We start from the raw sequence: 19159 nt of genomic DNA on the forward strand, positions 1-19159 counted from the left end.
CGCAAGCCCGGCAGCCCGCGACGCGGCGCGGGACGTTCAATCAAGCTCTTGGATTGCCCGGTTAATAGGAGGCTTGCGGGCTTTCGTCAAACGTCCTGGCCGGGGCGATCCCCAGCATCGGCGCGATCCGCTTGATCACCGCCCCCGCTGTCGGAGCCGCATTATGCCCGGCCTCATTGCGTTTTCCGGCCGCCTCGGGCTTCGGTTCATCGATCACGATCAGCACAAGATATTGTGGATCGTCCATGGGAAATGCCGCAACGAAGCTGGTGATGACCTCGTCGCTATAGCCGCCCTTGGCGGGCTTCCAGGCCGTGCCGGTCTTGCCGCCGACGCGGTAGCCGGGGACCTTGGCCTGTTCGCCGGTGCCGTGCTCGACATTGGCCAAAAACATCTGGCGCATCGCGGCGCTAGTTTCGGGACTTACGACGCGCTCGCCGGGCGCGCGCTCGCCGCTGCGGGGCAGAAATGTCGGCTCGACGCGGGTGCCGCCATTGATCAGCGCGGCATTGGCGACGGCGAAGGCGAAGGGCGGCACGGAAATGCCGTGGCCATAGGCGGCAGTCATGGTGTTGACCTCGCGCCAGCGCTCGGGGAACAGAGGACGCGCGGTCGGCCCGAGTTCGGTCGACATCGGCTGCATCAGCCCGAGCTTGGCGAAGAAACTCTTTTGCCTCTCCGTCCCAGTCGCGAGGGCGAGGCGCGCCGCACCCGTATTGGATGAGTGGGTGAAGATCTCCTCGACCGTGAAATAGCGCTTCTTGGCATGGCGGTCGTAGAGGGTGAAGCGGCCCATGCGCAGCGGCGTCAGCACGTCGATCTTGTCGTCCATGCGGGCGGCGCCGCTGTCGAGCGCATTGGCGACGGCAAAGGTCTTGAACACCGAGCCCATTTCATAGGCGTCATAATAGAAGCGGTTGTGGCGGCCCTCGGTCAGCGATTCCTCGCGCCGGTTGGGGTCGTAATCGGGCAGGCCGGCCATGGCGATGACCTCGCCGGTCTTCACATCCAGCACGATGCCGCCGGCGGCTTTCGCCTGATAGCGCTGCTGCGCGAACATCACCTCCTCATGCAGCGCATATTGGATGCGCAGATCGAGCGAGAGCCGGACCCGCGAGCGCTCCGCCACGCCGTCCACCGGCTCGGGCAGGCTGGGATTGGCGTCGATATATTTCTCGATCCCCGCGAGGCCCTGATTGTCGACATTGGTATGGCCGAGAATATGCACCGCCGTCGCGCCGCCGGGATAGACGCGCTGCGGCTCCTCAATCAATTGCAGCCCGGGCAGGCCCAGATCGTGGACGTCGGCGGCCTGTTTCGGCGTCAGGCCGCGCTTCACCCATTCGAAGCGGCCGGGTCCGCGCAATTTGGTGCGCAGGCCGACGACATCCTCGGCCGAGAGCACGCGCGACAGCTTCTCCACCGTATCGTCGGCGTCGAGGATCTGCGTGGGATCGGCGAACAGCCAGTAGACGCGGATATCGGAGGCGAGCATCCGGCCGTGCCGGTCGACGATGTCGGGGCGGGAGAGCGCGTGGCGCACCTGCTGTTCGGCCGACATCATGCGCGAGGCGACGGCGACTTCGCGGCCGAGCGAGGTGAGCTGGACACCGATGGCGACGAAGGCGCCGAGAAGGGCCAGCGACAGGGCGCGCATCCGCCAGGCCGGGGTCGGCTCGGCGGTCATGTCGTAGACCTCATTGAGTGGCGGTACGCGGCGCATGGCCAACTCCCCTGACGCCGCGGATCAGCGCGCCGATTTCGTCCCGCGCCTCCCAGCCATTGCCGCTATCGGCCGGGGGCGCCGCCGGGCGGCGCGCCAGGGTCTCCATGAAATCGCGGTGATTGATGAGCTGGTCGGGCTTGGCGGGTTCGAGCTTCAAGACTTCGCGCGCCAAGGTCTCGATGCGCTCCGGCCGGGTGACGTGGCTCCACTCGGCGCGCATCAGCGCCACATTGTCCTTCTCATCCTCGATGGCACGCTGCAGGCTGCTCGCCTGGGCTTCGAGCCGGCGGGTCTGGAACTTCATGTCGTAGATGAGGATGACGAGACCGGCGAGAAATCCGAACGCCAAAAGAGAAAGCAGACGCAGCACGGCTGAGAACCCCGATAGAAATGAACCCGTTACCGGACTTAGCAAATATTGGTAAATTTCCGGTAAGCTTAATGCTTGGTTGACGCCCCTTTGAGCTGCGGCAGGCCGATTTCGTCCGGCTTCAGCGGCCAGGCGGGCGCATCGGTCCTGACCGCAGCCCTGAGCCTTGCCGAGCGCGCGCGTGGATTGGCGGCAATTTCGGCTGCGGACGGGTCGACGGGCTTACGCCGGGCAACGCTGAAGCTGGGACTGCGATCCTCACCGGCGTCGGGCAGGTGGCGCGAGGGCCGGCCCTTGGCGCCCGAACGTTCGGTGAGGAAATTCTTCACGATTCGGTCTTCCAGCGAGTGGAAGGTGACGACGATCAGCCGCCCGCCAGGCGCCAGAATGCGCTCGGCGGCGGCAAGGCCCTCGACCAGCTCGCCGAGCTCGTCATTGACGAACAGGCGCAGCGCCTGAAAGCTGCGCGTCGCGGGGTGCTTCGGGTCGTCATGGCGGCGGCCGAGCACGCTCTGGATGAGCTCGGCCAGCTCCAGCGTGCGGGTGATCGGCGCCTGCTCGCGCTGTTTGACGATGGCGCGGGCGATGGCGCGCGAGCGGCGCTCCTCGCCGAGCCGGAACAGGATCTCGGCGATGTCGGCCTCATCGAAGCGGTTGACGACGTCGGCGGCGCTGAGGCCCTCGTCCGACATGCGCATGTCGAGCGGGCCGTCGCGCATGAAGGAGAAGCCGCGCTCGGGCTCGTCGATTTGCATCGAGGAGACGCCGAGATCGAAGATCACCGCGTCGGCGGGCACGAAACCGGCGCTCTCGGCGACATCGCCCAGCGCGCCGAAGGTCGACGGCTCGAACCGGAAGCGATTGGGAAATTCGGTCTTGAGATCGGCGGCGATTGTGGCCGCGAGCGGATCGCGGTCGAGCGCCAGAAGCTGGCTGTCGGCGGCGCCGAGAATGGCGCGCGTGTAACCGCCGGCGCCGAAGGTGCAATCGATATAGCGCTCGCCGCCGATCGGCGACAGCGCATCCAGAACCTCGGCTAAGAGTACGGGAGTGTGACGAGCCGGTCCGCCAGCGGTTTCGGGGGCCTCTCCCTGACCGCGACCCGTCATCACTCCCGTACTCCCTCTTTACGACCGTCCTCTAGAGAACGGCTCCCCGCGCCGAGGTCTCTCCGGTGGGCCCGGGCGCGTTCTCGCGCCTCGGTCCGGAATTCTTCGTAAGCTGCCGGCTCCCAGATCTGGAACTTGTCTCCCAAACCGACGAAGACGGCGGTATCCGTAATGCCCGCATGATCCCGCAGTCTTTTGGGGAGTACCGCTCTCCCATCGGGATCGACTTTGATCTTTTCGCTTTCACCGAAATAGGCGGTTGCAATCTCGTCGCGCTCGGCGCTGTCGATGGCAAAGCCTTCCAAAATCCCCTTAATCTTTCCGACCAGACGGCTGCCGCCAGCCTCGAGCGCCGGCCGGTCGAGATGCGGGTAACAAAAAATGTCCTCAGCACCTTCCTTGGCGAGCACCGCCCGAAAGGATGCAGGGATCGAGACCCGGCCCTTGGCGTCGATCTTGTTGTCGAACCTGGAGGCAAATTCATCCATCCCCCTCAGGCGCTCCCGGTGCTGACGCAAAACGAGGGCCGCGGGCAGCGCGGCGTTTCTCGAAAAATTTCCAAATCGGCAAATTGCCCTCGGCAAGACCGGACCGGGAGGAGGCGCGCGCGGGTGCCCCCTATTTGGCCTTCGAAGGAACTCGCTTCTGTTGGCCTCCTCCCGAATCACACCCTTCCGAACGGGTATTAATGGGATAGCATGGGATTATATGGGAGTCAACGGAACGGGGCGGGTAAAGCCGGGCTGCACTTGGGATTTACTGGCCGAATTGGCCCTGGCGGCTCGATGCCGCCTGTGGAAAAGCTCGGATTTCGGGCGAAACGGGGTTGTAAAGACCCTCGCGCGGCGGCGCTGGGGTGGGATTTGCTGGGAAAGACTGGGGCGATTTACGGGTTGCTAACCAGGCGCGAAGGAATCGGCAGCCACCCGCCACAAAAATCGAACCGCCGCCCGCGCTGCCGCGTCCTCAGCGGTGAAGGCCGACGCCCGGAAAAGCGGCGGGCCGACCATGTCCCGGTCACAGATTTGTGTTGCATTCGCGATGCGCGGGAAACACGGGCCGGGTGTTAATAATTGTGACAGCCCCGAATTAACCCCAATTGCCTCGGATGCCCGGCGGATCTGGGGCCGTTCTCGATCAAAACGGAGACTGAAGATGCGCAGCCTACTCGTTCCAGCCTCGATCCTCGCCTTGGCCGCTTTCGCCGCCACGCCTGCGGCCGCCATAGAGTGCGAAGGCAATTTCCAGGTCCAGAAGAACGGCAACCGGATCTCGACGCCCTTCTGCGCCGACGGCCATCTTGCCATCGTCGCACGCGAATATGGCATGCAGGTGAGCGCCCAAGCCATTCGCTACAATCCGTCCGTCAAGGAGCGCGCCTGCCGCTTCGTCGGCGACGACAACCGCGTCCGCGACACCTGCCAGCCCTACCGCAATGACGGCGACCGGAACTGGCGCTGATCGCGCGTGTTAGCTGGCGGGCGGTTGCCGGCTGGTGACTGTCCGGGAACGAGGATGAGCGCGCGGGGTGCCCATCCTCGTTCCCGTTCGCATGGCCGGCGCCGCGCGCCGCACGCCCCGGCGCCCCCCAGATGCCCCTTGCTCCCGCCCGGCGTTGTAGCGGCACAACAGTGAGCGCTATTCGGGATCTCCCGGAATCAACGGGAAAGTTCTTGCGGTGGACAGGGCGGCAAAATAGTTTACAAGCACCGCTAAGGACGCCATCGGGCGCCGCGGTCTCGGAGCCGCCGCTTCCCGCGTCATCGACCTTCGTTTGAACCGTTTGCAGGGTGTGAGTACCATGGGGGAAACGATAATCAGCACAGACCTGACCATCATCGGCAACGTGACCTCAAAGGGGAACGTGAAGCTGGATGGGAAGATTCGCGGTGACATTCACTGTGCCTCCCTGGTCGTCAGCGAGTCCGGCGACATCGACGGCGGCATCATCGCGAACAATGAGGTCATCGTGCTCGGCAAGGTCGTCGGCACCATTCGCGGCAAGCGCGTCATGCTGCATGCCACCGCCCGCGTCGAAGGCGACATCTACCACCAGGGCATCGGCATCGAGATGGGCACCCGCTACGACGGCAGCCTGCGCTGGACCGAGGATTTCGCCACCTATCAGCCCGGCATGCGCTCGAGCGCCAACGGCGAGATGTCCGTCGGGCTCTAAGCCGCTTTTCGAATTCTGCCAGCATCCGCCCGAGGCATCCGCTTCGGGCGGATGCTGCCGTTTTGGGGTGGGATGAGCGATCATTTTGGCGGTTCAAAGCGACGCCCCTCGCCGCAGCCCGACCCTCTCCAAGGGGAGAGGGTGGCGTGCGCAAGCACGCCGGGTGAGGGGTTGGTGCCTCACGGCCGACTCACGAACCCCTCACCCCCGCCCTCTCCCAAGGGAGAGGGAGTCCGGCTGCGGATCGCGGGGGTGCGCGCCATTTTTCGTGTCCGGTTAATGCTCTGGCGGACGGCCTCGCCATGCCGCATTGGCCGCCTCGGATGGCCTTATCAGACCGCCGGCGGCAGCCATTTCTCGCGCATGGTGACAAGCTCCTCGCCTGCCGTCGGGTGCAGCGCCATGGTGGCGTCGAAATCGGCTTTCCTGACGCCGAGGCGCAAGGGGATGGCGAGGAGCTGGGCCATCTCGGCGGCGTCCGGGCCCATGATGTGGCAGCCCAGGACCATGTCGGTGCGGGCATCGACCACCAGCTTCATCAGCGTGCGCTCCTGGCGCTCGGCCATCACATATTTCATCGGCCGGAAGCGCGCCTTGTAGATGTCGATCTCGGGGAATTGCGCCCGCGCTTGCGCCTCGCTCATGCCGACCGTGCCGATTTCCGGCAGCGAGAACACCGCCGTCGGGATGAACGTGTGGTCGACCGGCGTCGGCTTGCCGCGAAGCACGGTGTCGACGAATTTCATCGCCTCATCGATGGCGACGGGCGTCAGTGTCACGCGGTCGGTGACGTCGCCGATGGCATAGATGTGCTCGAGCGATGAGCGGGAGTAGTTGTCAACCAGCACCTCGCCTTCGAGCCCAAGCTTCACGCCCGCCTCCATCAGCCCCATGCCCGAGGTCAGCGGCATCCGGCCCGTGGCGTACATGACGGCCTCGGCGCGCAGCTCGCCGCCATCCTCGAACACGATCAGCTTGTCGGCGCCGTCCTGGTCGATGCGGGCGAGATATTTGTTGGGCAGCATGCGGATGCCGTCGGCCTGCATCGCCTCGGTCAGGCCGACGCGAATGTCCTCGTCGAAGCCGCGCAGGATGTGCGCGCCGCGATAGATCACCGTCACCTCGACGCCGAGCCCGTGGAAGATATTGGCGAATTCCAACCCGATATAGCCGCCGCCGACAATGGCGATGCTGCGCGGCAGCTTCTCCAGCGTGAAGGCCTCGTTGGAGGACAGGATGTGCTCGCGGCCGTGAATATGCGGGATGAAGGGCCAGGAGCCGGTGGCGATCAGGATGGTCTTCGCGGTCACGGTGCGGCCATCGGCGAGCAGGCGGATGGTGTGGGCATCGTCGAGCACGGCGCGGCTGTGGATGCGCTCGGCCCCAGCATTCTGCAGCACGCCCTCATAGATCAGGCTCAGCCGCGCCACCTCGGTCTGCACGCGGTCGCGCAGCGTCGGCCAGTCGAAGCTGGCGGGCGGGACGGTCCAGCCATAGCCCTTGGCATCCTCGAAATCGCGGGCATAGTGGCTGGCATAGACCAGCAGCTTCTTCGGCACGCAGCCCCGGATGACGCAGGTGCCGCCGAACTTGCTCTCCTCGGCGATGCCGACGCGCGCGCCGGTTCCGGCCGCCATTCGCGCCGCGCGCACGCCGCCCGAGCCGCCGCCGATCACGAAGAGGTCATAGTCGAACTGCATGGGGGTCATCCTTCCCGGGTTCCGGGAACCAGCGCGGCGCTCACAGCGAAACGGCGACCGCCGCCAAAGCGATCGCCGTCGCCAGCAATTAGTCTGCGCGCGCGGAATTTACAAGCTGACGCCGCGCTTCTGCAATTCGTCGCGGATCCTGGCCTCCGCCTCGCTGCCGACCTTGTCCTCCCAGGCATCGCCGATGCGGAGCGCTTCGGAGGCAAGGCTAGGCGTCGTGGCGACGAATTTCTGGCCGAGCGGGGTCCGGTAGAAATCGGCCAGGCCCTTCATCTCCTCGATGCTGAATTTGCTGGCGTAGAGGCTGGCGATCTGTTCGAGCAGTTCGGAGCGCCGCGCCGCGAACTGCTTCTCGGTCTCGGCGAAGACCTGATCGACATTCTGCTTCTGATCCGCCGCAGCGGCGCTTGCCGGCAATTCGGCGCGCAATTGCCGGAAGATGTCCGGGATGATGCCGGCGAATTGCGCATCCGCATTGGTGGCGGTGAGCAGGTCCATGGCGGCCTTCAGCTTGGCCGGATCGGCTTTTGGCAGCGGCGTCTGCTGCGGCGCCTCGGCCGGTGCCGCCGTCTGGGCGATGGCCGGCAATGCGGCCGCCGCGAGCAGGCCGATGCCGGCGGCGGCGGTGCGAAACGCTTTGGAAATCTTCATGCTGGGAGGCCCTTTCCGATCAGCCGTCCGTTGCGTCCAGGACTTGCACGCCGCCCGGCCCGGCGATGATGGCCCGGTCGGCGATGCCGATGAACAGCCCGTGCTCGACCACGCCGGGGATCATCTCCAGCACATCGCCGAGCGATTCGGGATCACCGATCTCTCCGAACGCGCAATCGGCGATGTAGTTGCCGCTGTCGGTGACGAATAATTCACCCGTCTTGAACAAACGCAGCGTGATCTTGCCGTCGCAGCCGGCGTCGAAGGCGGCGTCCTGCATCATTTTCAGCGTTGCCTTCGCCCCGAAACGCACGATCTCGACCGGCAGCGGGAATGCGCCCAGCTTTGCCACACGCTTGGTGTGGTCGGCGATCACAACCATGCGATCCGAGGCCATAGCCACGATTTTCTCGCGCAGCAGCGCGCCGCCGCCACCTTTGATCAGCCGGAGCGAGTCGTCGATCTCATCGGCACCGTCGATGGTGAGGTCGAGCTCGGGATAGTCGTCGAGCGTGGTCAGCTTCAGCCCGGCGCGCTCGGCCTGGATGCGGGTCTCCTCCGACGTCGGCACGCAGACGATGTCGGAGAGCTGCCCGGCCTTGACCTTCTTGGCCAGCAGCTCGACCAGCTTGCCCGCCGTCGAGCCGGTGCCGAGCCCCAGCTTCATGCCCGAGGTGACGAGTTCGAGCGCGCGTTCGGCCGCGATGGCCTTAAAGATATCGGTGTTCATCTTCAGCATCCTCTTCCCCCATCAGCGATCGAGGCCGCCGGGGAGCCTGCGGCCTTCATTGATGCCGATGACGCCGAAATCAAGCTTTTCCTTGGATTGGCCGGTCCAGGCGCCGCCGACGCGGCAGGGTTCGTGGATGAGCGTTGCAACCTTCTGGTCCATGGCCAACTCCCTTGGCTGTCCGCCCGGATGGCGGTCCTTGCTGATGATGGGGAGCACCCGCGCCAGCCGCGATAGACGCGGCGCGAGCACCCCATGCCAGCCATTATGTATCCACTAAGTTTTCGGCGTTGGAAAGATTTGTGCCGGACGCGCGCGGAAGCGCTTTATGCATTCAGAAAACCTCGCCCAGGGGCGCCGCGCCGCCGATCAGCCTTGATAGATCACCCGCAGCCTGTCCGCCAAAGCCTGCCGCAGGCCGAAGGGCGCCGCGCCCGGAGCAAGCCGCGCCGCGGCACCGGCGGCGGCCACGCCCTCTTCCCCGAACCGGTGCAGCAGCGACGTCCGCAGCCAGCTCTCCGCCTGCGCATGGCGGCGGGTCGTCCAATCCGCCTCGCCGCCCGCCGCGAAACGCGCATCCAGCGCGGCGGCCAGTTCGGCGAGCCCCTCCCCCTTCGGCACGGACAGCATCAGCGCGGCAACCTCGCCGCCGCCGCTCGCCAGACCGAGCGCGCCCTTCAGGTCCGCCAGCGCCCGGCGGGCCGGCGGGCCCATATCGGATTTCGTGACCACGGCGATGTCGGGGATCTCCATGATGCCGGCCTTCATGAATTGCAGCGAGTCGCCCGAGCCGGGCTGCACGCAGAGCACGACGCTGTCGGCGACGGCCGAGATCTCCGCCTCGGACTGGCCGACGCCGACCGTCTCGACCACCACCCGGTCATAGATCGCCCGCATCAGCACGACTGCCGGAAAGGCGAGCTCGCTCAAGCCGCCGAGCCGGCCGCGCGAGGCGAGCGAGCGCACGAAGACGCCTTGATCCTCGGGATCGGTGCGCATGCGAATGCGGTCGCCGAGCAGGGCGCCGCGGGTGATCTGGGAGGAAGGGTCGACGGCGATGACGCCGACGGTGACGCCAGAGGCGCGCCAGCTCCGCACCAGCGCGTCGATCAGCGTCGATTTGCCGACGCCGGGCGGCCCGGTGAAGCCGATGACATGGGCGCGCGGGGCAAGGAACGCCTCATCGATCAGCGCGGCGACCTCGGCCTCGCCGCCGGCGCGCTCGATCAGCGCCAGCGCTTCGGCCAGCGCGCGCTTGCCGCCAGCGCGCAATGCCGCCAATCCGCCGCCTGTCGTCCGGCCGTGATCCGTATGGCTCATGCCGTAAATGATTGCGATTTGCCGCGCGCGGGCAAGCGAAAACGCCGAAGGCGCTGGAGAAGCACCGGCGGCGCGCAGGCGCCGAGTAATGCCCTATCCCGCGGGGAAGGCGACCGGCCGGGACGGTTCCGGCCGGCTGCGCGCGGCCGGAGCACGATTGCCGGCATCTCTCGCGGCCTTGACCCCATGCGGGAACCCGCTCCGATCCCGGTACGACACCTGCTTGCCCTGGCTTCTGCGATGACGCGCAGTCGTGGCCAGAGCCGCGACGAGGTCGAGCACCGACACGCCGAGCACCAGGGCCAGCGCCCCCGCGACATTGGCGCGCTTCGGGTTGTAGCGGTCCAGCTCGCCCGCAAGGGTGGCGATGTCCAATCCATCGCCCGCGACGCGGCCCCACAGCCCGAGGCTCTTTTCCGTCGAGAGCGAAAGCATGCCGGTCGCCAGTTCGCGGGCGCCATAGGCGCGCACAAGCCCCTCCCGGCCCTCCATCCCGAGCGCACGGGTGATGCTCCCGGCCGCGACCAATTGCGCGACGCCGAGGCCGATGCCGAGCCAGCCGAGCCGTTTCGCCAAGCGGTCACCCGAGCTCAGCGAGCTTGGCCCGCTTCGCAGGATCTTGGGATCGCCTTTGGAGCGCTTGATCTTCGAAAAGATACTCATAATAAACCCACCTGGTTACGGCCTCATCACGACCTTGATGCAACTGTCCTGCTTATCGGCGAATGTCTTGTACATCTCAGGCCCGTCGGCGAGCGCCACCGTGTGGGTGATGACGAAGGACGGATCGATCTGGCCCTCTTCGATGCGGCGGAGCAGATCGTCCGTCCAACGGTTGACATGGGTCTGGCCGGTGCGGATGGTCACCGCCTTGTTCATCAACTGGCCGAGCGGGATGTTGTCGGACAGGCCGCTATAGACGCCGGCGATCGAGATCGTGCCGCCCGGACGGCACACATAGATCATCTCGCGGAGCGCATGCGGACGGTCGTTTTCCAGCATGAACATCTGCTTGGCCCGGTCGAGCACCGTATCCGGCTGATACATGGTGATGTGCGATTCCAGCCCGACAGCGTCGATGCATTTCTCCGGCCCCTTGCCGTCCGTCAGCTCGTTGAGCCGGTCGATGACGCTCTCCTCCTCGAAATTCAGCGGGATGGCGCCGCCGGCCTCCGCCATGCCGAGCCGCTCGGACAGGCAATCGATCGCAACCACTTGCTTTGCGCCCAGGAGAATCGCGCTGCGGATGGCCATTTGACCGACGGGACCACAGCCCCAGACCGCCACGGTGTCGGTGGGCTGGATGTCGCAATTCATGGCGGCCTGCCAGCCGGTCGGGAAAATATCGCCGAGGAAGAGAAGCTGTTCGTCCGGAATGCCTTCGGGGACCTTGATATGGGTCGCATCGGCGAAGGGGACGCGCACATATTCGGCCTGCCCGCCAGGATAGCCGCCGGTCAGATGCGTGTAGCCGAACAGCCCGGCCGCCGCGTGGCCATAGGCCGTGTCGCCGAGTTCCTTCTTGCGGTTGGAGCGCTCGCACAGGGAGAAATTGCCGCTTTTGCACTGATCGCATTCGCCGCAGATGATGGTGAACGGGACGACGATCCTGTCGCCCTTCTTTAGCTTGCCATTGACCCCGTGCCCGACCTCGACGACCTCGCCCATCATCTCGTGGCCCATGATGTCGCCGGGCAGCATGGCCGGGATGAAATTGTGGAACAGGTGGAGATCCGAGCCGCAGATGGCGCAGCTCGTGACCTTGACGATGGCGTCACGCGGCTCCTCGATTTCGGGGTCGGTGACGGTGTCGTAGCGGATGTCTTCCTTGCCGTGCCATACGAGCGCTCGCATGTGTCGTTCTCCCTTGGAACCATCTCGGTCTGAGGACCGCGACCGGCGCCCGAGCGCGAATGGCAGCTTACGGACGCCGGCGATGGAGCAGTCGGAGAACGGCAACCTGAGGTTGATTGTTCCGCAGCATGTGGGTTGGCGTCGCCGCGCCGCGATTTGGGCAGGCGGGTGGAGTGGGAGAGTTGGGGAAGCAGAGCTCTATGCGTGCGCATGCGTCGTGAGCGAGGGCGCGCCGAGGGCTCACCCTCGGCGGACCATTGGCAATCAGCCGGACCGGCCGGACGCGATCGGCTTACGCGCCCTTCTTGCAGACGGTGGCGCGGGCGATGCAGGTCCAGCCGCCGCCGCTGCCCTTGCAGCTATAGGACGGCTTGGAGATGAGATCGGTCTGCACCGGCCAGTTTCCGGTCACCTGCTGGATGATCTCGAAGGACTGGAACTGGGCCATGCCCTTGGACATGCCCCAGCCCTCGCCGGCCTTCTTCACGCAGGCCGATTTGGCCTCCGCGCCGCCGGCCGCGCCGAATGCCAGCGCCGCCGCGCAGATCGCGGCCGTCACATAAGCTGCACGCATCATCTTTCCCCTTATGACTCATCGATTACGATCCGCCGGACGCAAGACGCGGCGGCGAAATCATAATGCGCGCAAAAGGTTGCGTTAAGGATGATGCGAGACGTGAGCTTCGTAGGGACGCGTTAGATCTTCGTACAAACCTTCGCCGCGCCGACGCAGCGCCATTCATCGGCGCCGAGGAGATTGGGGAAATGCTTGCAGTCCAGCGCGCGCTTGTCGATCTTGCCGACCTCGCGGCCGCTCGCCTCCAGCGCCTTCTTCTGCTCCTCGACGCCGTTGTCGAGGCTGCGCTGGGCATAGAAGCGCGCCGCCTGTTCGCCGAGGCTGACGATGTCGCTGCTGACGGGCATGCACGTCGCGCCCGCCGCGCTCGCCCACGCCGTCATGCACAGGCCGGCGACGCAAAAAACCGCAATCCGCTTCATAGGCTTACTCCCCACAACAAGCACCCGGCGCCTGAGTAATGCATGCGGCGCGGCCGGGCAATGAACTTTTCTCCAGTTGCGCCGGGGGCGTGCCTATTGTAGCTGCCTTCGCGGGGTGCCGCCCCGTCGCCTCGTCCGTTCAAGGATTCAGAAATGGCCAGCCCCCTGCTGGAGCGCTACTCCGGCATGGTCCGCTCCGGGGAAATCGACGCCGATCCGGCCCAGGCCGAGGCCGTCGAAAAGCTCGAGGCGCTGGCGGCCCGGCTCGCCCGCTATTCGCCGCCGGGAAAATTCTCCTTCTTCCGCAAGAGCGCCGCGCCGCGCGGGCTCTATATTTTTGGCCGGGTCGGGCGCGGCAAGACCATGCTGATGGACCTGTTCTTCGGGACCGTGCCCTTCGCGAAAAAGCGGCGGCTGCATTTCCACGAATTCATGGCCGAAGTCCACGATCTGATCGCCGAGGCGCGCAAGAGCCATCCGGGCGATCCGGTGCCGCAGGTCGCCGAGACCATCGCGCGCGAAGCCCCGCTATTGTGCTTCGACGAATTGCACGTCACCGACATCGCCGACGCCATGATCCTCGGCCGGCTGTTCTCGGTGCTGTTCGAGCGCGGCACCGTGATCGTGGCGACGTCGAATCTGCCGCCTTCGGAGCTGTACAAGGGCGGGCTGAACCGTGCACTATTCGTGCCGTTCATCGAGCTCATCGAGGCGAAGATGGAGGTTCTGGAGCTCGCCTCCGCCCAGGATTACCGCCTCGGCCGCCTGACCGGCACGCCGCTCTATTTTTCGCCGCTCGGGCGGCAGGCGGATGGCGAAATCCGCAAGGCCTGGAAGATGCTGACAGGCCGGGAGCACGGCGAGCCGGCGAGCGTGGCCGTAAAAGGCCGCGACGTGCCGGTGCCGGAAGCGGCGATGGGCGTCGCCCGCTTCACCTTCGACGATCTCTGCGGCAAGCCGCTCGGCGCCAACGACTATCTGGCGCTCGCCCGGCATTTCCACACGCTGATCCTGGAAAACGTGCCGCTGCTGACGCCGGAGCGCCGCAACGAAGCCCGCCGCTTCAACACGCTGATCGACACGCTCTACGATCAGGGCTGCGTGCTGATCCTCTCCGCCGCCGCCGAGCCCGACGCGCTCTATCCCGCCGGCGACGGCGCCGAGCTGTTCCAGCGCACCGCCTCGCGGCTGATGGAAATGCGATCGGAGGGCTATCTGAAGGCCCGGCACGGTAGGAAGCGCGGCAGCGAGGCGGGGATGCGGTTTTAGGCGGAAGTCTCGGCCCAACCACTCGAAATTTGTCATCCCCGCGAAGGTGGGGATCCAGCAAAGGGCAAACTTAGCCGTTGGGCTCTGCCTCGCCGCAACCGCTGCGGCGAACTGGGTTGCCGCCTTCGCGGGACTGACAAAAGGGGGCTAAGCCCGCGCGCCGGCCCCAGCAGGAACCAGCCGCCGCAGCACCGGCCCGAGCATCAGCGGCGCGAGGTAAATCGGGAATTGCGCCACCGCGAAATACAGCCAGACCAGCTCCGGCAGCGCGCCGCCGGTCGCGGCGAGCATCAAGCCCATATTGCGCTGCGAGCTGGCGACGGCGATGGCGAAGGCCCGCTCCGTCCCGGCCCGGCGGAAGAGCAGCACCGTCAGCGCCACCAGCACGAAATAGATGCCGAAAGCCAGCGCCGTCAGGCCGGCGACCCGGAGCGGCGCGGCGATGGTCTGCTCGGCGAAATTCGACGTCAGCGCCGCGACGAAGATGTAGAGGATCGCGATGTTGAGCCCGTCGATCTCATCGCGGCGGCGCTCGATCTGCCGGGGGCTGACCCAGCGCCGGAGCAGCAAGGCGACGAAGGCCGAGCCCGCCAGGATCAGCCCGAGCTTGGCCCCGAGCGCCAGCGGCGAGAGCTGCACGCCGAGCCCGAGCGCGGCGGCAAAGCCTGGCGCGGTGAATGGCACCAGCGCACTCGACAGGATCAGCACGGCGAGCGTCAGCGTCGCGTCGAGCCCCATCAGCGCGGCGAAGGCCGGCGCCGACATCACCGGCGAGGCGAGCGCCTGCAGCATCAACGCGGCGAACAATTCCGGCGCGCGTGTCTCGACGCCGAGCCCCAGCAGCGCCGCCGAGGCGAGCGCGGGCACCGCGAACATCGACCAGCCCGTCGCCGCCAGCACGAGGCCGGGCCGGGTGAGGTTGCGCTTGAGCGCGCTAAGATCCGCCCGCAGGAAGGCGAGCACCAGCAGCAGGAAGATCGCCTCGCCCGCAAACGGCCTCAGCGCCACCCCGACCGGCGGCAGCGCGATGCCGAGCAGCACGATCCCCGCCATGCCGCGCGCACGTTGACGGCCGAGCCAGGCGAGTGGGTTGGAACAAGGCATTGATGCTGCGGGGCTATCTGAATCTGTGGGAGGTCGTGACGACAGGGGTACCTCAGATGGGTATACGCTGCCAACGCGACATACTATTCTAGCGGAAGACGTTCGGACCGACTGAAAAACAGTGCGGCTTATGAAATATACAATCTCCATTTTGAAGACGAGATCAGGCCGCCGGTTTGATCAGTTCTACGACATATATGAGTCGTCCTTACCCACCAGGGAACGGAAAAATCGCAGTGAAATCACTGACCTTATAGAACGGGATGACTACATCGTTCTGTTGCTTGAAGACGAAAGCGATGTGTTTGCCTTTTCAATAGTCTTCGCGTCGGATGAAGGCGAAATATCGCTTCTTGAATACATGGCTACCCATCAGAACTATCGGAATCGCGGTCTCGGCGCAGCAACCTTCAAGGCGAGCCTAGCATCAGTTCCCGGTTGTCCCATGTTGGTCGAAGTGGACTCCGAACGGGAGAATAGTCCTGATCGGCTAATGAGAATGAGGCGGAAGGGATTCTACAGGCGGCAAGGCTGCCATCAAATCGGCGGTCTTCACTACATCTTACCGCTGCCGGGCAACGGCAAAGTGCCGGAAATGGACCTGCTGGTCCATTTGAATGGACGAGTTACGCCGATAAAAAAGCCTGATCTCAGGCGATGGCTAGATACGATATACACTAAGGTTTATTGCTGCGAACCGAATGACGATCGCATCGCAACTATGTTGCGGACGCAAGGAGATCCTGTTATTTTGGTTTAAATTTTTATGGTTGCTGTGAGGGAGGCATGTCCGAGACCAGCGATTTTTTATTATTTGGTTTTTCAATCTCACGACAAGTCAATTTAGAATTTTCGATAGGCGACGTATTTACAATCGTTACCATATTAATATCCGCAATCTCTGTACGGAATGCATTGCGGCAACGTAGCGAACAAGTTAAATACGAACACTATTCAGAACTTGACCGCTTTTATGCTGATATTCTCACGCTTGCGATACACGCTCCATTCTTACGTACCCCAAGGCGCATAGCAAGCGACAGCGAAGCGCTCCGATACGAGTACGCACCGTACAGCGGGGCGGCCGGCACGCAAGATACGCAGCAGACGCAATATGACGCCTACGCCTATATGCTTTGGAATTTTCTTGAAACGATTCACGACCGCTGCGCCACGAATCCAGAGCTGAAGCAAACGTGGTGTCCGGTCATTGCTGCCGAGAATAGGATCCATCGGGGATGGTTCCTAGCTGAAATCCGTAAGGAGTTCTTCCGCCAGGAGGAGGCAAAAACGACAGGGAAAAAACCTTATCCGGAATACAAATTTTGCGCAGCCTTTCAAAAATTCGTACTTGATGAAAGCTGGAACAAACAAAGCTGGGCTTATGACCCGGAAGATGACTGCCGCCGAACTATCGATGATCTGGTGCGCCGGGAAAATGGCCTAAAGGCGCCGGCGAAATCATCGCTCTTCGACAGGCTTCGGATCCCCCAATCCGCCTAGCGCACGCCGGGAAGCCTGACGTCTGCAGTAAGGTCTCGGCGCAGCGCTAAACTGTTCCATTAGCCGAGACCTTGTTCTCGACACGCCCCCTACGTCGCACTCACCCCGCGCGCCGGTCCCGTGCCACGACATCCAGCCGCCTCACGCTCGGCGGCAGCCAGGCGTCCTTGATGCGGCCGTCGGGGGTGGCTGGCTCTCCGACGCAGTCCTGGTCGGGGTGCAGCGGCTCGGCCCGGGCCGGCACCTGATAGGCCGGGCGGTATTGGCCGAAAGTCTTCTTCAGGATGGTCTTGGTCCAGATGTGGGTATGGTAGATGCGGGACATATGCCAGCTCACCAGCATGGCGATGACACCGGCAAGAAAAAGTCCTGCATTCAGCGGGCTCAGCGACGAGTTCGCGCGTTCGCGGTAAACCGGCATCCGCCCATCATTGACAGTATAGGTCTGGTTTTTCACGTCGCTCAACACGGCAATCTGCGTCCCGGACGCATGAATAATGTCGATTTTGCCGTTAATTGACGTCAACATAACGCAAATATAGGCGAGAAGCCCCGCAAATACCCAAATGGCGAGCTTGTCCAATTCAACTCCTCCAGCTCTTACTCACGCTATTGCGCGAGCCGGCCCCATTCAACTTTAAGAATACCAAATGATTTAGGCGTCAGCAAATTATTAACGATCCTGCGCGCCGGGTCGCCCAGCCCGATTACAACTCGATTCGCTTCCGTCCGGGCCCGGTTTCGCCGCCTTATCCAAAGGCTTGGCCGCCCTGTGGATGAGACCCCGCAGATCCGCCGCCCCGCCAGGCCCGCTCAACCTACGCAAGAGCCCGCCGCCCCTTGACATCGCCGCCCAAAACTCCCCAATGGTGGCCACGCGCGCAAATCTCTCCCAAAGCGGACCACGATGAAGATCAACGGCAATGAAATCCGTCCCGGCAATGTGATCGAGCACCAGGGCTCGCTCTGGCTGGCGGTGAAAACCCAGGCGGTGAAACCCGGCAAGGGCCCGGCCTATGCGCAGGTCGAGCTGAAGAACCTCGTCCATGGCACCAAGCTGAACGAACGCTTCCGCGCCTCCGAGACGGTCGAGCGGGTCCGGCTGGAGCAGGATGATTACCAGTTCCTCTACACGCAGGACGACATGCTGGTGTTCATGGACAATAACAGCTACGAGCAGCTCGAAATCCCGACCGATTTCGTCGGCGACCGCGCCGCCTTCCTGCAGCCGGGCATGACCGTCACCGTCGAGAGCTACGAGGGCAAGCCGCTCGGCGTCTCGCTCCCCGATCAGGTGACGCTCGAGGTGACCGAGGCCGATCCGGTGGTGAAGGGGCAGACGGCGTCCGCCTCCTACAAGCCGGCGATGCTGGAGAACGGCGTGCGCGTGATGGTGCCGCCCTTCATCACGGCGGGCGAGAAGGTCATCATCGACACGACCGAAATGACCTATATCCGGCGGGCCGAGTAGGAACTTCCGCGCGGCCCCGCTATTACCCGATAGTCTAGTCCCAAGGCGCTGGACTTTCGGCGTGGCAGCGGGCAGTTTTCGAGTCAGCAAGAAGCGCGTTGCGGGACCGCCCGCTCCCCGCGCATGCGGCGTCCAGCACTAGGCCGACCTTTCGAGGATTTCACCGATGGCAGCCTCCGCGCTGATGACCATGATGTTCGCCGCCGCGCGCAAGGCAGGCCGCTCGCTCGCCCGCGATTTCGGCGAGGTCGAGCAGTTGCAGGTCTCGATGAAGGGGCCGGGCAATTTCGTCACCGCCGCCGATCACCGCGCCGAGCAGATCCTCTATGACGAGCTGTCGAAGGCGCGGCACGGCTACAGCTTCCTGATGGAGGAGCGCGGCCTCGTCGAGGGACCGGACAAGACCCATGTCTGGATCATCGACCCGCTCGACGGCACCACCAATTTCCTGCACGGCATCCCGCATTTCGCCATCTCGATCGCCCTGCAGCGCGAGGGCGAGCTGGTCGCCGGCATCATCTACAATCCGGCCAATGGCGACATCTTCACCGCCGAGCGCGGCAAGGGCGCCTTCCTCAACGACCGCCGCATCCGCGTCGCCGCGCGCTCGCGGCTGGAGGATTGCGTCGTCGCGACGGGCATCCCGCATCGCGGCAAGGGCGATCATGAAATCTTCTTGAAACAGCTCGCCGCCGTCATGCCATCGGTCTCGGGCATAAGGCGCACCGGGGCCGCCGCGCTCGACCTGGCCTGGGTCGCCGCCGGCCGCTATGACGGCTATTGGGAGCAGGGCATCCAGGCCTGGGACATGGCGGCGGGCCTCGTGCTTTTGCGCGAGGCGGGCGGATTTGCCAGCGATCTCAAGGGCGGCAAGGCCATGCTCGAGACTGGCAGTATTCTTGCAGGTAATGAAAGCGTGCATCGCGCTTTAGCGAAATTGCTTTAGCCCAGACCGGTGCGCACGACTGGGGCGCCGGGCGTCTGCCTGTAGAATAGGCAGTATTTTTGAGAAAACCTATTAAAGAGGCCACGATTTCACCGCAATTCGGGACCGGATAACCACTCTAAGGGTTGGACCGATCACACTCGGCAGTGATAAAGCCATGCCACGCGAACTTGCGGTTTTTCGCTGTGGATAAATCGGCTATGTGTTGGCTGTTGAAAGGGG

The 19159-nt window shown here is 64.4% G+C and carries 22 protein-coding genes; 7 read left to right on the forward strand and 15 right to left on the reverse strand.

Annotated elements, in window-relative coordinates:
* Positions 1-61: 61 nt before the first annotated feature.
* From BLEFHOIH_RS05160 to BLEFHOIH_RS05175, 4 genes are all read right to left on the reverse strand, one after another.
* Entirely contained in the window at positions 62-1723 is a 1662-nt protein-coding gene (locus BLEFHOIH_RS05160) for a penicillin-binding protein 2 (protein ID WP_088343454.1), read from the reverse strand.
* Positions 1698-2096 carry a hypothetical protein gene (locus tag BLEFHOIH_RS05165; protein ID WP_088343455.1) on the reverse strand — a complete coding sequence of 133 codons (399 nt, stop codon included), beginning with the start codon at positions 2094-2096 and terminating at the stop codon, positions 1698-1700. Before BLEFHOIH_RS05165 ends, BLEFHOIH_RS05160 begins: the two co-directional genes overlap by 26 nt.
* Before the next feature lie 68 nt (positions 2097-2164).
* Positions 2165-3205: a 16S rRNA (cytosine(1402)-N(4))-methyltransferase RsmH gene (gene rsmH / locus BLEFHOIH_RS05170; RefSeq protein WP_088343456.1), complete on the reverse strand. Its 1041-nt coding sequence runs from the start codon at positions 3203-3205 to the stop codon at positions 2165-2167.
* Positions 3205-3693, reverse strand: coding sequence for a division/cell wall cluster transcriptional repressor MraZ (locus tag BLEFHOIH_RS05175; RefSeq protein ID WP_088343495.1), 489 nt, complete (start codon positions 3691-3693; stop codon positions 3205-3207). Before BLEFHOIH_RS05175 ends, rsmH begins: the two co-directional genes overlap by 1 nt.
* 667 nt (positions 3694-4360) lie before the next feature.
* Here BLEFHOIH_RS05175 and BLEFHOIH_RS05180 point away from each other — a divergent pair.
* Both BLEFHOIH_RS05180 and BLEFHOIH_RS05185 read left to right on the forward strand, forming a co-directional pair.
* Positions 4361-4666: a hypothetical protein gene (locus tag BLEFHOIH_RS05180; RefSeq protein WP_088343457.1), complete on the forward strand. Its 306-nt coding sequence runs from the start codon at positions 4361-4363 to the stop codon at positions 4664-4666.
* A 340-nt stretch (positions 4667-5006) separates the two neighbouring features.
* Positions 5007-5381: a polymer-forming cytoskeletal protein gene (locus BLEFHOIH_RS05185; protein ID WP_088343458.1), complete on the forward strand. Its 375-nt coding sequence runs from the start codon at positions 5007-5009 to the stop codon at positions 5379-5381.
* A 332-nt stretch (positions 5382-5713) separates the two neighbouring features.
* Here BLEFHOIH_RS05185 and gor read toward each other — a convergent pair whose 3' ends face one another.
* The 9 genes from gor to BLEFHOIH_RS05230 all read right to left on the reverse strand — a co-directional run bounded on the left by gor (position 5714) and on the right by BLEFHOIH_RS05230 (position 12644).
* Entirely contained in the window at positions 5714-7081 is a 1368-nt protein-coding gene (gene gor, locus BLEFHOIH_RS05190) for a glutathione-disulfide reductase (protein WP_088343459.1), read from the reverse strand.
* Between the two features lie 108 nt (positions 7082-7189).
* A complete protein-coding gene (locus tag BLEFHOIH_RS05195) occupies positions 7190-7741 on the reverse strand; it encodes a DUF2059 domain-containing protein (protein ID WP_088343460.1) in 552 nt (183 codons plus the stop codon).
* Between the two features lie 19 nt (positions 7742-7760).
* Positions 7761-8471 carry a ribose 5-phosphate isomerase A gene (gene rpiA / locus BLEFHOIH_RS05200; protein ID WP_088343496.1) on the reverse strand — a complete coding sequence of 237 codons (711 nt, stop codon included), beginning with the start codon at positions 8469-8471 and terminating at the stop codon, positions 7761-7763.
* 21 nt (positions 8472-8492) lie between these two features.
* Complete coding sequence (locus BLEFHOIH_RS26580) at positions 8493-8633, reverse strand: hypothetical protein (protein ID WP_170937009.1); 141 nt, start codon at positions 8631-8633, stop codon at positions 8493-8495.
* Positions 8634-8840: 207 nt separating this feature from the next.
* Entirely contained in the window at positions 8841-9791 is a 951-nt protein-coding gene (locus tag BLEFHOIH_RS05210; RefSeq protein ID WP_088343462.1) for a methylmalonyl Co-A mutase-associated GTPase MeaB, read from the reverse strand.
* A 93-nt stretch (positions 9792-9884) separates the two neighbouring features.
* Positions 9885-10454, reverse strand: coding sequence for a hypothetical protein (locus BLEFHOIH_RS05215; protein WP_088343463.1), 570 nt, complete (start codon positions 10452-10454; stop codon positions 9885-9887).
* Between the two features lie 15 nt (positions 10455-10469).
* Positions 10470-11645 (reverse strand): zinc-dependent alcohol dehydrogenase, encoded by a 1176-nt coding sequence (locus tag BLEFHOIH_RS05220; RefSeq protein ID WP_088343464.1) that lies wholly within the window; start codon positions 11643-11645, stop codon positions 10470-10472.
* 292 nt (positions 11646-11937) lie between these two features.
* The gene (locus BLEFHOIH_RS05225; RefSeq protein ID WP_140421885.1) at positions 11938-12219 is read right to left on the reverse strand and encodes a hypothetical protein; all 282 of its coding nucleotides are present in this window, start codon (positions 12217-12219) and stop codon (positions 11938-11940) included.
* Positions 12220-12341: 122 nt separating this feature from the next.
* Positions 12342-12644 carry a hypothetical protein gene (locus BLEFHOIH_RS05230; protein WP_088343466.1) on the reverse strand — a complete coding sequence of 101 codons (303 nt, stop codon included), beginning with the start codon at positions 12642-12644 and terminating at the stop codon, positions 12342-12344.
* A 153-nt stretch (positions 12645-12797) separates the two neighbouring features.
* Here BLEFHOIH_RS05230 and zapE point away from each other — a divergent pair, with 153 nt between their 5' ends.
* A complete protein-coding gene (gene zapE / locus BLEFHOIH_RS05235; RefSeq protein WP_088343467.1) occupies positions 12798-13913 on the forward strand; it encodes a cell division protein ZapE in 1116 nt (371 codons plus the stop codon).
* A gap of 147 nt (positions 13914-14060) precedes the next feature.
* Here zapE and BLEFHOIH_RS05240 read toward each other — a convergent pair whose 3' ends face one another.
* Positions 14061-14966, reverse strand: a complete 906-nt coding sequence (locus BLEFHOIH_RS05240) for a Na+-dependent transporter (RefSeq protein ID WP_245296872.1) — start codon at positions 14964-14966, stop codon at positions 14061-14063.
* A 181-nt stretch (positions 14967-15147) separates the two neighbouring features.
* Here BLEFHOIH_RS05240 and BLEFHOIH_RS26115 point away from each other — a divergent pair, with 181 nt between their 5' ends.
* Together BLEFHOIH_RS26115 and BLEFHOIH_RS05245 are read left to right on the forward strand one after the other, a co-directional pair.
* Positions 15148-15777 carry a GNAT family N-acetyltransferase gene (locus tag BLEFHOIH_RS26115; RefSeq protein ID WP_125461590.1) on the forward strand — a complete coding sequence of 210 codons (630 nt, stop codon included), beginning with the start codon at positions 15148-15150 and terminating at the stop codon, positions 15775-15777.
* A 26-nt stretch (positions 15778-15803) separates the two neighbouring features.
* Positions 15804-16520 carry a hypothetical protein gene (locus BLEFHOIH_RS05245; RefSeq protein ID WP_125461591.1) on the forward strand — a complete coding sequence of 239 codons (717 nt, stop codon included), beginning with the start codon at positions 15804-15806 and terminating at the stop codon, positions 16518-16520.
* A 100-nt stretch (positions 16521-16620) separates the two neighbouring features.
* Here BLEFHOIH_RS05245 and BLEFHOIH_RS05250 read toward each other — a convergent pair whose 3' ends face one another.
* Positions 16621-17103 carry a hypothetical protein gene (locus BLEFHOIH_RS05250; protein WP_125461592.1) on the reverse strand — a complete coding sequence of 161 codons (483 nt, stop codon included), beginning with the start codon at positions 17101-17103 and terminating at the stop codon, positions 16621-16623.
* A 324-nt stretch (positions 17104-17427) separates the two neighbouring features.
* Between BLEFHOIH_RS05250 and efp the strand changes: the two genes are divergently transcribed.
* Both efp and BLEFHOIH_RS05260 read left to right on the forward strand, forming a co-directional pair.
* Positions 17428-17991, forward strand: a complete 564-nt coding sequence (gene efp, locus BLEFHOIH_RS05255) for an elongation factor P (protein ID WP_088343471.1) — start codon at positions 17428-17430, stop codon at positions 17989-17991.
* Positions 17992-18157: 166 nt separating this feature from the next.
* Positions 18158-18937: an inositol monophosphatase family protein gene (locus tag BLEFHOIH_RS05260; RefSeq protein WP_088343472.1), complete on the forward strand. Its 780-nt coding sequence runs from the start codon at positions 18158-18160 to the stop codon at positions 18935-18937.
* Positions 18938-19159 lie beyond the last annotated feature (222 nt).

The organism is Rhodomicrobium sp. R_RK_3 (assembly GCF_002198715.1).
Taxonomy (GTDB): domain Bacteria; phylum Pseudomonadota; class Alphaproteobacteria; order Rhizobiales; family Rhodomicrobiaceae; genus R-RK-3.